The organism is Curtobacterium sp. YR515 (assembly GCF_900113095.1).
Lineage (GTDB): Bacteria > Actinomycetota > Actinomycetes > Actinomycetales > Microbacteriaceae > Curtobacterium.
The window spans coordinates 84,526-98,094 of the sequence record NZ_FOOD01000001.1 but is presented as its reverse complement, the minus strand read 5'-3'; the positions used below and the strand labels follow the sequence as shown (position 1 = coordinate 98,094).

The following is a 13,569-nucleotide window of genomic DNA, read 5'->3' as shown; positions in this document are numbered from 1 at the left end:
GTGGGCCCCGTGCGCGCCGACCCCGACCCCGGCGGCGACCTGATCGCCGTCGTCGGGGCGACCGGCACCGGCAAGTCCGACCTCGCGATCGCGATCGCCGAACGCCTCCGCGCCGCAGGCCGCCCCGCCGAGATCGTCAACGCCGACGCCATGCAGCTCTACCGGGGCATGGACATCGGCACCGCGAAGCTCGGCGTCGAGGAGCGCCGGGGCATCCCGCACCACCAGCTCGACGTGCTCGACGTCACGGACGAGGCCAGTGTCGCCGCCTACCAGCGTGATGCGCGGGCGGAGATAGACGCCATCCACGGCCGCGGGAACGTCGCCCTGCTCGTCGGCGGCAGCGGGCTGTACGTCTCGGCCGTGCTCTTCGACCTCGCGTTCCCCGGGACCGACCCCGAGCTCCGCGCCCACCTCGAGCGCGAGCACGAGGAACTCGGGCCGGGCATCCTGCTGGAACGACTCCGCGGTCTGGACCCGGCGGCCGCGGCGACCATCGACGCACGCAACCCGCGGAGGTTGATCCGTGCACTCGAGATCGCGAGCCGATCCGAGGTGGTCACGCCGAGCCTCCCGTCCGCGCCCCGCGCCTGGCGACCCGCTCGGATCCTGCACCTGCACCGCGAACGAGCGCAGCTCGTCGCCGCGCTGCACGAGCGCGCGGCGCGCATGTTCGACGCCGGTCTCGTGGAGGAGGTCCGTGGGCTGCGCGAGCAGGGCCTCGAGTCGGGGCGGACCGCGCGGGCGGCGATCGGGTACTCGCAGGCGCTCGAGGTACTCCGCGGGGACGCGACCGTCGACCAGGCGGTGGAGGCGACGGGCATCGCGACGCGCAAGTACGCCCGCCGGCAGGTGTCGTGGTTCCGGCGGTACGCCGACGCGGAACTCCTCGACGTCACCGGCGCGGACCGGGCTGCGCTGACAGCGGCTGCCCGTAGGATCGTCCCGTGACCGAGCTGCACTTCACCAAGGGCCAGGGGACCGGCAACGACTTCGTCCTGTTCGCCGACCCCGACGCATCGGTCGACCTGACCCCCGAGCGGATCCGCGCCATCGCCGATCGCCGGTTCGGTGTCGGCGGCGACGGCGTCATCCGGGCGGTCCGGTCCGAGGCGCTGCCGGAAGGGCAGGCGCTCGTCGCCGAGGACCCCGCGGCGACCTGGTTCATGGACTACCACAACGCCGACGGCACGGTCGCCGAGATGTGCGGGAACGGCATCCGCGTGTTCGCGCGCTACCTCACGGAGTCCGGGCTCGTCGACCTCACCCCCGGCGAGACCCTGACGGTCGGCAGCCGCAAGGGACTCGTCGACATCCAGCGGACGACCAACGGCTTCTCCGCCGACCTCGGGCGCTGGGGGCTCGGGATCGAGGGCGGCGGCGCGGACGACGTGCTCGTGCGGGCGAAGAACCTCGACGGTGCACGCCCCGGGCTCGGCATCGACGTCGGCAACCCCCACGTGGTGGTCGCCGTCGCGACCGAGGACGAACTCGCCGAGGTCGACCTCACGTACGTGCCGGTGCTCGATCCGGTCCCCGCGGCCGGAGCGAACGTCGAGTTCGTGCTGCCGGGCGACCCGCTCGTGCAGGACGGCGTCGGTCAGATCACGATGCGCGTCCACGAGCGCGGCAGCGGCGAGACCCTGTCGTGCGGTACCGGGGCCGTCGCCGCGGCCCTCGCGACGCGGTACTGGGCGGGCAACGGGGCGCCGGACACGTGGCGCGTGCGCGTGCCGGGTGGGGTCGTCACGGTTCGCATCTTCGCGGCGGAGGACGGCGAGCACGTCGCGTTGTCCGGGCCGGCGGAACTCGTCTTCTCGGGTGACCTGACGGTCTGAGCCGGGCTGGGCTGCGGCCAGGAGGCGCGGTTCGGCGGCCGACGCTCGTCACGTGGGTCGCGCCTCCTGACCACTGCCGTGGTGCGGACGGGCGGGCTGGTCGCGCTGGCCGACTGCGGCGCGCTGGCCGCGCTGGCTGGCTGCGGCCCGCTGGCCGCGCTGGCCGGTCGCGTGACGTGTCGAACCACGTTCCCGACATCGAACTGCCCGCGTGCGCTGGTTCGATGTCGGAATCGTGGTTCCACTCGGACCGCGCGCCCCGCGCGACGGCGCCAGCCGCGCGACGGCGCCAGCCGCGCGCCCCGCGCGGCGACGGCACGCGGCACGCGCGCACGCGCCGCCTACTCGGCCGCGCGGTGCACCCGCAGCACTCGGAACCCCTTGTCCGTCGACGCCCGCGACACGTGGAACCCCGCGTCGAGCGACTCCCGCAACCACCGCTGCAGCGAATCGCCCCCGAGGTCCTTCGACACGACCAACCACGCGTCCCCACCGACCTCGAGCCGGGGCAGCCACGTCAGCAGGATCTGGTGCAGCTCGTCCTTGCCCACCCGGACCGGCGGGTTCGACCAGATCGTCCGGAACCGCAGGTCGGCCGGTACCTCGTCCGGCAGTGCGACGGTGACGTTGTCGGCCCCCGCAGCAGCAGCGTTCGCACGGGCGAGACCGAGCACCCGTTCGTTCACGTCGACGCCCCACACCTGGGCGGCGGGGGAGTCGAGGGCCATGGTGATGGCGATCGGACCCCAGCCGCAGCCGACGTCGAGCAGTGCCCCCTCGTGCGCGGGCGGCGGCACCGAGCCGAGCAGCACCCGCGTGCCACGGTCGAGCCCGTCCGGGCTGAAGACCCCCGCGGCGGTGGTCAGCGTGAGCGGGCGACCGGCGAGGGTGACGTGGATCTGGCGTTCGCGGGTGTCCGACGACGGGTTCGCGGAGAAGTAGTGGTCGTTCGCCATGGATGAACCGTACCGGCAACCCCGTGTGTCCCGAGGCCCCGAGCGGTACCCTGTGGAGAAGATGACGGACACCACGAACCGAGACGCAGAGACCACCGACGACAGCGCTGCTGGTGTCGTCGAGCGGGTCCTGCGCAACGCCGACTCCCGCGCGAGCTCTTCGATCTTCGCCCCCGCGCAGGCGATCCAGACCCGATCGGTCGACGACCACGCCTGGACGGGCGACGGCGACCAGTACGACCGCGAAGACCGGGCTGCCCTCCGCCGCGTCGGCGGCCTCTCCACCGAGCTCGAGGACGTCACCGAGGTCGAGTACCGGCAGCTCCGGCTCGAGCAGGTCGTCCTGATCGGGGTGTACCCGCACGGCGACGCCTCGGACGCCGAGAACTCCCTGCGCGAGCTCGCCGCCCTCGCCGAGACCGCGGGTGCCGTGGTGCTCGACGGGCTCCTGCAGCGCCGGCCGAACCCCGACCCCTCCACGTACCTCGGCAAGGGCAAGGCGGAAGAGCTCGCGATGGTCGTCAAGGCCACCGGCGCCGACACGGTCATCGCCGACACCGAACTCGCCCCGTCCCAGCGCCGCGCGCTCGAGGACGTGGTGAAGGTCAAGGTGATCGACCGGACGGCCGTGATCCTCGACATCTTCAGCCAGCACGCCAAGAGCCGCGAGGGCAAGGCGCAGGTCGAACTCGCCCAGCTCGAGTACCTCCTGCCGCGACTCCGCGGGTGGGGTGAGTCGATGTCCCGCCAGGCCGGTGGTCAGGTGTCCGGCGGTGCGGGCATGGGTTCGCGTGGTCCCGGTGAGACGAAGATCGAGCTCGACCGTCGTCGCATCCACACCCGGATGTCGAAGCTCCGTCGCCAGATCGCCGGGTTCCGCCCCGCGCGCGAGGCGAAGCGGGCCGACCGACACCGCAACGACGTCCCGAGCGTCGCGATCGCCGGCTACACCAACGCGGGCAAGTCCTCGCTTCTGAACCGACTGACGAGCGCCGGCGTGCTCGTCCAGAACCAGCTCTTCGCGACGCTGGACGCCACGGTCCGCCGGACCGAGAGCGCGAAGGGCCGCGAGTTCACCTTCGTCGACACCGTCGGCTTCGTGCGCAACCTGCCGCACCAGCTCGTCGAGGCATTCCGCTCCACCCTCGAAGAGGTCGGCGAGGCCGACGTCATCGTGCACGTGGTCGACGGCTCGCACCCCGACCCGGCCGCCCAGCTGGCGACCGTGCGCGAGGTCATCGGCGACGTCGGCGCCCGCGAGATCCCCGAGATCGTCGCCTTCAACAAGGCCGACCTCATCGACGAGTCGCAGCGGCTCGTGCTGGTCGGCCTCGTGCCGGACGCGGTGTTCGTCTCGGCGCGCACGGGCGAGGGCATCCAGGACCTCCTCGACGTCATCGAGGCCCGCCTCCCCGAACCCGACGTCGAGCTCACCGTCGTTGTCCCGTACGACCGCGGTGACCTGGTGTCGTCGCTGCACGACGCGGGTGCGGTCGAGACCGTCGACTACGTCGAGGACGGCACGCGCCTGCGGGTGCGCGTGTTCCAGCGGCAGGTCGCGGAGCTCGACCCGTTCGTGGTCGCGCCCGTCGCGTCCTGAGGCGCGCCCTGCGCTGACGCGCGGCGTGCGGTCCAGGAGGCGCGGCGAACGCCCGCCCCGCACCCACCGCGGCTGCGCGGTTCCGTTCGGCGCCGCACAACGAAAGCCGGTTCGAACCACGTGATCGTGTGGTTCGAACCGGCTTTGGTTGTGCCCGGCGCAGAGGCACGCGGCGCCTGCGCCGTCAGATCGAGCGGAGGACCGCCACGACCTTGCCGAGCACGGTGGCCGCGTCGCCGAGGATCGGCTCGAACGCGGTGTTGCGGGGGAGCAGCCACGTGTGGCCGTCCCGCTGGCGGAAGACCTTGACGGTCGCTTCCTCGTCGAGCATGGCGGCGACGATGTCACCGTTCTCGGCCGTCTGCTGCGACCGGACGACCACCCAGTCGCCGTCGCAGATCGCGGCGTCGATCATCGACTCGCCCACGACCTTGAGCATGAAGAGGTCACCCGTGCCGACGAGCTGCCGGGGGAGCGGCACGATCTCGTCGACGTGCTGCTCGGCCGTGATCGGCACACCGGCGGCGATCCGACCGACGAGCGGGACGAGCGTCGTCGCGTCGACGTCCGGGCCCTCGACGTCGGGGGTCGGCTCGTCGACGAGGACCTCGAGCGCGCGGGGGCGGTTCGGGTCGCGGCGGATCCACCCGCCGAGCTCGAGCTGGCCGAGCTGGTGCGAGACGCTCGACAGCGAGGACAAGCCCGCGGCGTCACCGATCTCACGCATGCTCGGCGGGTAGCCCCGGCTGGCGATCGACGCACGGATCGCGTCGAGGATCGCCTGCTGCTTCGCCGTCAGCGGCTTCTGGCCCCGCAGTTCGTCCGCCACGTCGTCTCGCCCTTCGTCGGTGCCGGGACCGTGCCCGCGGGAATGTCGGTGGTGCCCGCTTGACTTGTCCCAGTCGATCGAAACAGTATCCGACCGGTCATCGCCGGACAAACACCTGTTCGAGCGTGTCGGCAGAAAACCCCCCAGAAATCTCCGCGCAGGACTTGTGCGGCTCGTCATTCGAAACTATGTTCGGTACAGGACTTCGGTTCACCCGAACGGGAAGGCAAGAACGACATGAGCACCATCGCCATCGCTGACATCCAGCGCACCGCGCCCGCCGTGCGTACGCGCCTGCGCCTCACGCGTCGCGGCCGGGTCGTCCTGACGACGCTCGCCGCGATCCCGCTGCTGATCGGTGTGGCACTCGCCGTGCTGAACGGCGGACAGGCATCGGCCGGCAACACCGAGTCGCACGCCCACTTCGAGACCGTGACCATCCAGCCGGGCGAGACGCTCTGGCAGCTGGCGGAAGAGACCGCCCCGAACGCCGACCCGCGCGACTTCGTGCAGGACGTCGTCAGCCTGAACGCGCTCGACGGCTCCGGGCTGCAGGCCGGGCAGGAGATCTCGATCCCGGCGCAGTACACCGCCGCGCACTAGCACCGTCCGGACGGCCGGTCACCATGCCGTTCGAGCGGCCTACGATGGATCGGTGGCATTCACGCTCGAAGACCTCCCGATCCGAGACGACCTGCGCGGGCAGAGCCCGTACGGCGCCCCGCAGAAGCACGTGCGCGTGCAGCTCAACGTCAACGAGAACACGCATCCGGTGCCGGCCGACGTCGCCGAGGACATCGTGTCGTCGATCCGCCAGGCGCTGACGACCGTGAACCGCTACCCCGACCGTGAGTTCACCGAGCTGCGGCAGTCCCTCGCGGACTACCTCCAGCGCGACCTCGCGCCGGGGCAGGCGCTCGGTCCGGAGCAGATCTGGGCGGCCAACGGCTCGAACGAGGTGCTGCAGCAGCTGCTCCAGGCCTTCGGTGGGCCGGGTCGCACCGTGCTCGGGTTCCCCCCGACCTACTCGATGCACTCGATCCTCGCGTCGGGCACCGGCACGACCTGGATCCCGGCGCAGCGCGACGACGAGTTCCGCATCGCGCCCGAGACGGTAGTGGCCGCCATCCGTGAGCACCAGCCGGACATCGTGTTCCTCTGCGGGCCGAACAACCCCACGGGTACGCCGCTCCCGATCGAGACCATCGAGGCCGCCTACGCCGCGACCGACGGCATCGTGATGGTCGACGAGGCCTACGCCGAGTTCATGCCTGCCGACGCCCCGAGCGCCGTCACCCTGCTGCCCGGGCGGGAGCGTCTCATCGTGTCCCGCACGATGAGCAAGGCGTTCGCGTTCGCCGGTGCCCGCGTGGGCTACATGGCCGCCCACCCGGCCGTCATCGACGCGATCCGACTCGTCCGGCTGCCGTACCACCTCTCCGCCCTGACCCAGGCGGCAGCGGTGGCGGCGCTCCGGCACGCCCCCGCGATGCTCGCGATGGTCGACGACATCACGCAGCAGCGCGACCGCATGGTGACCGAACTCCGGGCGATGGGCTACCGCACGTACGAGACGTGGTCGAACTTCGTCCTGTTCGGCGGCGTCGCCGACCCGCACGCCGCGTTCGAAGCGCTGCTCGAGCAGGACGTCATCGTGCGCGACCTCGGCATCCCGAACCACCTGCGGGTGAGCGCCGGCACGGAAGAGGAGACCACCGTGTTCCTCGACGCCATGCGCCGCGTCGCCGCCGATCAGCCGCCGGTTAGGGTTGCAGCATGACCGCGCGCACCGCCACGATCAGCCGGAGCACGAGCGAGTCGAGCATCGAGCTCGAACTCGACCTCGACGGCACCGGCACGTCCGACATCTCGACGAGCGTGCCGTTCTTCGACCACATGCTGACGGCGTTCAGCAAGCACTCGCTCATCGACCTCCGCGTGCGGTCGACCGGCGACACCCACATCGACGTCCACCACACCGTTGAGGACACCGGCATCGTGCTCGGCCAGGCGCTCAAGCAGGCCCTCGGCGACCGTGGCGGCATCGGTCGGTACGGGGACGCCCTCGTTCCGCTCGACGAAGCGCTCGCCCAGGCCGTGGTCGACGTCTCCGGCCGGCCGTTCCTCGTGCACTCCGGCGAGCCCGCGGGCTTCGAGTTCCACCGGATCGGCGGCCACTTCACCGGCTCGATGGTCCGCCACGTGTTCGAGGCGATCACCTTCAACGCCGGCATCACGGTGCACGTCCGCGTGCTCGAGGGCCGCGACCCGCACCACATCGCCGAAGCCGAGTTCAAGGCGTTCGCCCGGGCGATGCGCACGGCGGTCGAACTCGACCCCCGCGTGGACGGCATCCCGTCCACCAAGGGCACGCTGTGACCGCCGGGGCGAAGCCGAACGTCGTCGTCCTCGACTACGGGTCGGGCAACGTCCACTCCGCCGCCAAGGCCCTCGAACGCGCCGGCGCCGACGTCACCCTGACGTCGGACAAGCAGGCGGCGCTCCGGGCCGACGGGCTGCTGGTCCCCGGCGTCGGGGCGTTCGGAGCCGTGGTCGAGCAGCTCGAGGGCGTCCGGGGCGGCGAGATCGTCGACCACCGTCTCGCCGGCGGCCGTCCGGTCCTCGGGATCTGCGTCGGCATGCAGGTGCTCTTCTCGCGCGGCATCGAGCGCGGTGCCGACGTCGAGGGGCTCGGTCAGTGGCCGGGCACGGTCGAGCAGATCCAGGCCGACGTCCTGCCCCACATGGGGTGGAACACGGTCGACGCTCCTGCGGACTCGGTGTTGTTCGAGGGCCTGCACGACGAGCGCTTCTACTTCGTGCACTCGTACGGCGTGACCGACTTCCCGCTCGAGGCGTACGGGCCGTTCCGCGCACCGCGCCTGACCTGGGCCGAGCACGGGCAGCGGTTCGTCGCCGCGGTCGAGAACGGTCCGCTCACCGCCACCCAGTTCCACCCCGAGAAGTCCGGCGAGCCGGGCATCCGACTGCTCCGCAACTGGGTGCAGTCGCTCTGAGACCCGCGGCGACACGTCGCGAATGACGACGCCCGACGACCCCCGCAACGAAGACAGGACCATGACCGAGCTCTCCACCACCCCGCCCCTCGTCCTGCTGCCCGCCGTGGACGTCGTCGACGGCCAGGCGGTGCGCCTCACCCAGGGCGAGGCCGGCAGCGAGACCTCCTACGGCGACCCGGTGACGGCGGCCCGGACGTGGCGTGACCAGGGTGCCGAGTGGATCCACCTCGTCGACCTCGACGCGGCGTTCGGCCGCGGTGACAACCGCAAGGTCATCGCGCACGCCATCCGCGAGGTCGAGGGCGTCGCCGTCGAGCTCTCCGGCGGCATCCGCGACGACGCCTCGCTCGAGGCAGCCCTCGCGACCGGTGCCGCACGCGTGAACCTCGGCACCGCCGCGCTCGAGGACCCGGAGTGGGCGGCCCGCGTGATCCGGACGTACGGCGAGCAGATCGCCGTCGGGCTCGACGTGCGCGGCACGACGCTCGCCAGTCGGGGTTGGACGGAGGACGCCGGCGACCTGTGGGAGGTCCTCGACCGCCTCGAGGAAGCCGGCTGCGCCCGGTACGTCGTGACCGACGTGACGAAGGACGGCACCCTGCAGGGCCCGAACGTCGACCTCCTCCGCGAGGTCTGCGACCGCACCGACCAGCCCGTCGTGGCCTCCGGCGGGATCTCGACGCTCGACGACCTCCGTGCACTGCGGGCGCTCGTGCCGCACGGGCTCGAGGGCGCGATCATCGGCAAGGCGCTCTACTCGGGGGCGTTCACGCTCCCGGCCGCGCTCGACATCGCCTCGGAGTAGGCGCGTGGCGGGCATCTCGAACGGTCGCGGCACCGGACCCGACGGGCCCGCGGGCGACGGGCACCCGGACGACGCGCACACCCCCGGTGGGGCGGCGGACTCCGCGGGCTTCGCCTGGGCCGGTCGCACGTTCGACCAGCACGACACGACGTTCGACGACGACGACGGTCTGGCCGACCCGGCCGTCGTCGCTGCGATCACGGCGCTGCCGGACGGGGGGTCGCAGCGGGTGGTCGTCGACGCGCTCCGCACCGCACGGCTGCTCATCCCGCTCATCGCCGAGGCCGGAGACATCGGGCACACCGACGCCGGCAAGCTCGTCGACAAGACGCAGGAGCTCTCCATCGTGACGGTCGCCGGGCCGGACGGTCGCAGCGTCATGCCCGCCTTCACCTCCGTCGAGGCGATGCGCTCCTGGGATCCGGACGCCCGACCGGTTCCCGCGGACTCCCGCCGCGTGGCCATGGCCGCGGCGAGCGAGGAGACCCAGCTCGTGGTCCTCGACCCGACGGCGCCGACCGAGTTCGTGCTCCGTCGCCCCGCGGTGTGGGCGATCGGGCAGGACCTGCCGTGGACGCCCTGCTTCGAGGACCCGGAAGTGGCCCGGGCCTTCGCCGACTCCGTCGTGGGGGAACGTGCGGTGGCGCGGGTCGAGCTGGCCCCGGGGGACCCGCTCGGACGGTTCGCCGGTGCGGAACTGACGGTGGGGCTGGCGCTCCACCCCGGACTCGACCAGACGCAGGTACAGGAGCTCGTGGGGCGCCTGCAGCAGCGCTGGACGGCGGACGCCGTCATCGCGGAACGCGTGGACAGCATGCGGGTGGCGCTGCGCCCAGCGTGAGTCGCGCCTCCTGGCCCCGACCTGCGGCGGTGCGGCCCGGCCCGGCGGTGCGGCCCGGCCCGGCGGCCAGTCGCCGGTACGATGACGGGGTGAGCACGAACCCGACGACCACCCCCGGAACCGGCGAGACCACCTACGGTCCGACCGGACGGCCCGTCCGGCAGTTCGCGGTGCCCGAGGAGCTCGACGGCCACGGTCCCGCTCGCATCATCGCGCTGTGCAACCAGAAGGGCGGCGTCGGCAAGACCACGACGTCGATCAACCTCGGCGCGGCGCTGGCGGAGTACGGGCGCAAGGTCCTCGCGGTGGACTTCGACCCGCAGGGCGCGCTGTCGGCCGGCCTCGGCGTGCGGACCCACGACATCCCCACCGTCTACGACCTGCTGATGGGGTCGATCAAGGACCCGAACCAGGTCATCCAGCCGACGAACACGCCCTACCTCGACGTGATCCCCGCGAACATCGACCTCTCCGCGGCCGAGGTGCACCTCGTGAACGAGGTCGCGCGCGAGCAGATCCTCGCGAGCGTGCTCCGGAAGGTCGCGAACGACTACGACGTGATCCTCGTCGACTGCCAGCCGTCGCTCGGGCTGCTGACCGTGAACGCCCTGACGGCCGCGCACGGCGTCCTCATCCCGCTCGAGTGCGAGTTCTTCGCCCTGCGTGGTGTGGCGCTGCTCATCGAGACGATCGACAAGGTGCGCGACCGCCTCAACCCGGCGCTGCAACTCGACGGGATCCTCGCGACGATGTACGACTCGCGCACGCTGCACTCGCGCGAGGTCATGGAGCGCGTCGTGGACACCTTCGACGACCGCGTGCTCGACACCGTCATCGGCCGGACCGTGAAGTTCCCGGACGCCACGGTCTCGGCGCGGCCGATCACGCAGACCGCGCCGGACCACGCGGCCGCACACGCGTACCGGCAGCTCGCCAGGGAGCTCGTCGAGCGTGGCGCCGTCGCCTGACCCCGGACCTGCCGGACAGCCGGCCCCCGGACCGGCCGGACAGCCGGCACCCGGACAGCCGGCACCCGGACCGGCCGGGCAGCCGGCCCCCGCCGGACCGGCCGGACAGCCGGCACCCGCCGGCACGCAGACCGCGGCCGGCTTCCGGGTCCGGCTCCGCAACTTCGACGGCCCGTTCGACCTGCTCCTCTCGCTCATCACGAAGCACGAGCTCGACATCACCGAGGTCTCGCTCGGCGCCGTGACGGGCGAGTTCATCGAGTACGTGCGCCAGGCCGAGTCCCAGGACGAACTCGACGAGGCCAGCGAGTTCCTCGTCGTCGCCGCCACGCTGCTCGACCTCAAGATCGCCGGACTCCTGCCGCAGGGCGAGCTCGTCGACGCCGAGGACGTCGCCCTGCTCGAGGCCCGCGACCTCCTGTTCGCCCGACTGCTGCAGTACCGGGCGTTCAAGCAGGCCGCCGACTGGTTCGGCTCCCGCTGGCTGACCGAGTCCCGACGCCACGTGCGGAGCGTCCGGCTCGAGGAGCGGTTCCGCGCCCGGACCCCCGAGCTCGTCTGGACCCTGTCGGTGCAGGACTTCGCCGCGCTGGCGACCCTGGCGTTCGCCCCGCGGGAGCTCCCGACGGTCGGACTCGACCACCTGCACGCCCCGCTCGTCAGCATCCGGGAGCAGGCCGCGATCGTCGTCTCGATCCTCCGCACGCGTGCCGACGAGGACGTCTCGTTCCGCGAACTGATCGCCGGCGTCTCGGAGACGGGTATCGTGGTGGCTCGCTTCCTCGCGATCCTGGAGCTGTACCGGAACGCATCCATCTCGTTCGAACAGTTCGAACCGCTCGGGGAGCTGACGCTGCGCTGGACCGCCGAGGACTGGTCCGACGAGAGCCTCGCCAACCTGGGAGCCGACTATGACGGATGACGTGCACGACACGTCCAGTGCCGAACCCGGCGGCGCCGACGAGATGGCCGACGCCCGCGCGATCGAGCGCGAGATCCACGAGGCGCACGAGCGTGCCGCCCGGCCGGAGATCCCCGTCGACCGACAGCTCGAGGCGATCCTCATGATCGCCGACGAACCCCAGTCGCTCGTGTCCCTCGGCGCGGCCGTGGGGGCTCCCGTCCCCGTGGTCAGGCAGGCAATCGAGCGTCTCGTGGCAGACTTCGACGGGGTCGACGGCACGATCCGCCGCGGGTTCGAACTCCGCGAGGTCGGCGGCGGCTGGCGCTTCTACGTCCGGCAGGACCTCGACGACGTCGTCGAGCAGTTCGTCGAGGCCGAACGCCCCTCCCGCCTGTCGCAGGCCGCGCTCGAGACCCTCGCGGTCGTCGCGTACAAGCAGCCGATCACCCGGTCGCAGATCGCCTCGATCCGCGCCGTCAACGTCGACGGCGTCGTCCGCACGCTCGTCGCGCGCGGCCTCATCGAGGAGTCGTTCACCGACGCCGAGACCGGCGCCATCAACTACGTCACGTCCGACCTGCTCCTGCAGCAGCTCGGCATCAACTCGCTCGACGAGCTGCCGCTCATCTCGCCCCTCCTGGACGACGGTGCCGGCGGCTTCGAGCAGAACGAAGGGATCCCCGATGGCCGCGTATGAGGAAGAACGACGAGGCGGCCCACGAGGCGGCGCGGGTCGCCGGGACGGCGCGGGTCGTCGGGACGGCGCGGGTGGGCCTGGAGGCGCGTCACGAGACCGCACCGCCGGCTCCGGCCGTGCGGGTGGCCGGTCTGAGGGCGCTGGTCGCGACGAGCGCGGTGGGTACCGCGGGCGCGAAGACCGTCCTGCTTCCGGTGGGTACCGGGGCCGTGACGAGCGTCCGTCCTCCGGTGGCGGGTACCGGGGTCGTGACGACCGTGCGGGGTCCGGCCGGCGTGACGACGACCGCGGTGGCTACCGCGGGCGTGACGACCGTCCGTCGACTGGCGGCGGGTACCGCGGCCGTGACGAGCGTCCGTCGTCCGGTGGTGGATACCGCGGCCGTGACGAGCGTCCGTCGTCCGGTGGTGGGTACCGGGGTCGTGACGACCGCCGTGATGCTCCGCGCCGTGACGATGACCGCGGTGGCTACCGCGGGCGCGACGAGCGTCCGGCCTCCGGTGGTGGGTACCGCGGGCGTGACGAGCGTCCGTCGTCCGGTGGTGGGTACCGGGGTCGTGACGACCGCCGTGATGCCCCGCGCCGTGACGATGACCGCGGCGGGTACCGCGGCCGTGACGAGCGTCCGGCGTCCGGTGGTGGGTACCGGGGCCGTGACGACCGCCGTGATGCCCCGCGCCGTGACGACGACCGCGGCGGGCACCGCGGGCGTGACGAGCGTCCGGCGTCCGGCGGCGGGTACCGGGGTCGCGACGACCGCGGGGGAGACCGGGGTCGGTTCGTCGGCCGCGAGGACGACCGCCGCGGCAGCGACCGCGGCGGGTTCAACCGCCGTGACGACGACCGCGGCGGGTACCGGGGTCGTGACGAGCGTCCGGCGTCCGGTGGGTACCGCGGCCGTGACGATCGGCGTGACGACCGTCGTGACGCTCCCCGACGCGACGACGACCGCCGCCGCGACCCAGCCCGCGAGGACCGCCGTGCCCCCGACGGCCGACCCAGCACGGTGTGGCACAACGGCCGACGCTACGTCGGCGGCACCACCACGGCGCGCAACGGCGACCGGCCCCGGAACACCGGCCCGCGCGGCACCGACCGCCGCACCACCCCG

15 protein-coding genes are annotated in these 13,569 nt (G+C 72.4%); 12 read left to right on the top strand and 3 right to left on the bottom strand.

Annotated features, from left to right (window positions below; all coding sequences use genetic code 11):
* The first annotated feature begins 9 nt into the window (after nt 1-9).
* The gene (gene miaA, locus BM028_RS00490; RefSeq protein WP_092384848.1) at nt 10-951 is read left to right on the top strand and encodes a tRNA (adenosine(37)-N6)-dimethylallyltransferase MiaA; all 942 of its coding nucleotides are present in this window, start codon (nt 10-12) and stop codon (nt 949-951) included.
* Nucleotides 948-1,838: a diaminopimelate epimerase gene (dapF, locus tag BM028_RS00485; RefSeq protein WP_070416504.1), complete on the top strand. Its 891-nt coding sequence runs from the start codon at nt 948-950 to the stop codon at nt 1,836-1,838. The genes miaA and dapF overlap by 4 nt, the downstream gene beginning before the upstream one ends.
* A gap of 341 nt (nt 1,839-2,179) precedes the next feature.
* On the opposite strand, the gene BM028_RS00480 is transcribed toward dapF, so the two are convergent.
* On the bottom strand, nt 2,180-2,794 hold the full coding sequence (locus BM028_RS00480) for a class I SAM-dependent methyltransferase (RefSeq protein ID WP_092383946.1): 615 nt from the start codon (nt 2,792-2,794) through the stop codon (nt 2,180-2,182).
* Between the two features lie 61 nt (nt 2,795-2,855).
* On the opposite strand from BM028_RS00480, the gene hflX reads away from it, so the two are divergent.
* Nucleotides 2,856-4,394: a GTPase HflX gene (gene hflX, locus BM028_RS00475; RefSeq protein ID WP_070419127.1), complete on the top strand. Its 1,539-nt coding sequence runs from the start codon at nt 2,856-2,858 to the stop codon at nt 4,392-4,394.
* 184 nt (nt 4,395-4,578) lie between these two features.
* On the opposite strand, the gene lexA is transcribed toward hflX, so the two are convergent.
* Nucleotides 4,579-5,223, bottom strand: coding sequence for a transcriptional repressor LexA (gene lexA, locus BM028_RS00470; RefSeq protein ID WP_070416502.1), 645 nt, complete (start codon nt 5,221-5,223; stop codon nt 4,579-4,581).
* A 237-nt stretch (nt 5,224-5,460) separates the two neighbouring features.
* Between lexA and BM028_RS00465 the strand changes: the two genes are divergently transcribed.
* From BM028_RS00465 to scpB, 9 genes are all read left to right on the top strand, one after another.
* Entirely contained in the window at nt 5,461-5,826 is a 366-nt protein-coding gene (locus BM028_RS00465) for a LysM peptidoglycan-binding domain-containing protein (RefSeq protein ID WP_070416501.1), read from the top strand.
* Nucleotides 5,827-5,878: 52 nt separating this feature from the next.
* On the top strand, nt 5,879-7,003 hold the full coding sequence (locus tag BM028_RS00460) for a histidinol-phosphate transaminase (RefSeq protein ID WP_092383944.1): 1,125 nt from the start codon (nt 5,879-5,881) through the stop codon (nt 7,001-7,003).
* Nucleotides 7,000-7,602 carry an imidazoleglycerol-phosphate dehydratase HisB gene (gene hisB / locus BM028_RS00455; RefSeq protein ID WP_092383942.1) on the top strand — a complete coding sequence of 201 codons (603 nt, stop codon included), beginning with the start codon at nt 7,000-7,002 and terminating at the stop codon, nt 7,600-7,602. The genes BM028_RS00460 and hisB overlap by 4 nt, the downstream gene beginning before the upstream one ends.
* Nucleotides 7,599-8,240, top strand: coding sequence for an imidazole glycerol phosphate synthase subunit HisH (hisH, locus tag BM028_RS00450; RefSeq protein ID WP_070416498.1), 642 nt, complete (start codon nt 7,599-7,601; stop codon nt 8,238-8,240). Before hisB ends, hisH begins: the two co-directional genes overlap by 4 nt.
* Before the next feature lie 61 nt (nt 8,241-8,301).
* Complete coding sequence (priA, locus tag BM028_RS00445; protein WP_092383940.1) at nt 8,302-9,048, top strand: bifunctional 1-(5-phosphoribosyl)-5-((5-phosphoribosylamino)methylideneamino)imidazole-4-carboxamide isomerase/phosphoribosylanthranilate isomerase PriA; 747 nt, start codon at nt 8,302-8,304, stop codon at nt 9,046-9,048.
* 4 nt (nt 9,049-9,052) lie between these two features.
* Nucleotides 9,053-9,889 carry an SseB family protein gene (locus BM028_RS00440; RefSeq protein ID WP_092383938.1) on the top strand — a complete coding sequence of 279 codons (837 nt, stop codon included), beginning with the start codon at nt 9,053-9,055 and terminating at the stop codon, nt 9,887-9,889.
* Between the two features lie 89 nt (nt 9,890-9,978).
* Nucleotides 9,979-10,857, top strand: a complete 879-nt coding sequence (locus BM028_RS00435) for a ParA family protein (RefSeq protein WP_070416496.1) — start codon at nt 9,979-9,981, stop codon at nt 10,855-10,857.
* Nucleotides 10,841-11,779, top strand: a complete 939-nt coding sequence (locus tag BM028_RS00430; protein ID WP_092383936.1) for a segregation and condensation protein A — start codon at nt 10,841-10,843, stop codon at nt 11,777-11,779. Before BM028_RS00435 ends, BM028_RS00430 begins: the two co-directional genes overlap by 17 nt.
* Nucleotides 11,769-12,458: an SMC-Scp complex subunit ScpB gene (gene scpB / locus BM028_RS00425; RefSeq protein WP_254789341.1), complete on the top strand. Its 690-nt coding sequence runs from the start codon at nt 11,769-11,771 to the stop codon at nt 12,456-12,458. The genes BM028_RS00430 and scpB overlap by 11 nt, the downstream gene beginning before the upstream one ends.
* Before the next feature lie 88 nt (nt 12,459-12,546).
* On the opposite strand, the gene BM028_RS18710 is transcribed toward scpB, so the two are convergent.
* Complete coding sequence (locus BM028_RS18710) at nt 12,547-13,473, bottom strand: ribonuclease E domain-containing protein (RefSeq protein ID WP_139219717.1); 927 nt, start codon at nt 13,471-13,473, stop codon at nt 12,547-12,549.
* Between the last annotated feature and the right edge of the window lie 96 nt (nt 13,474-13,569).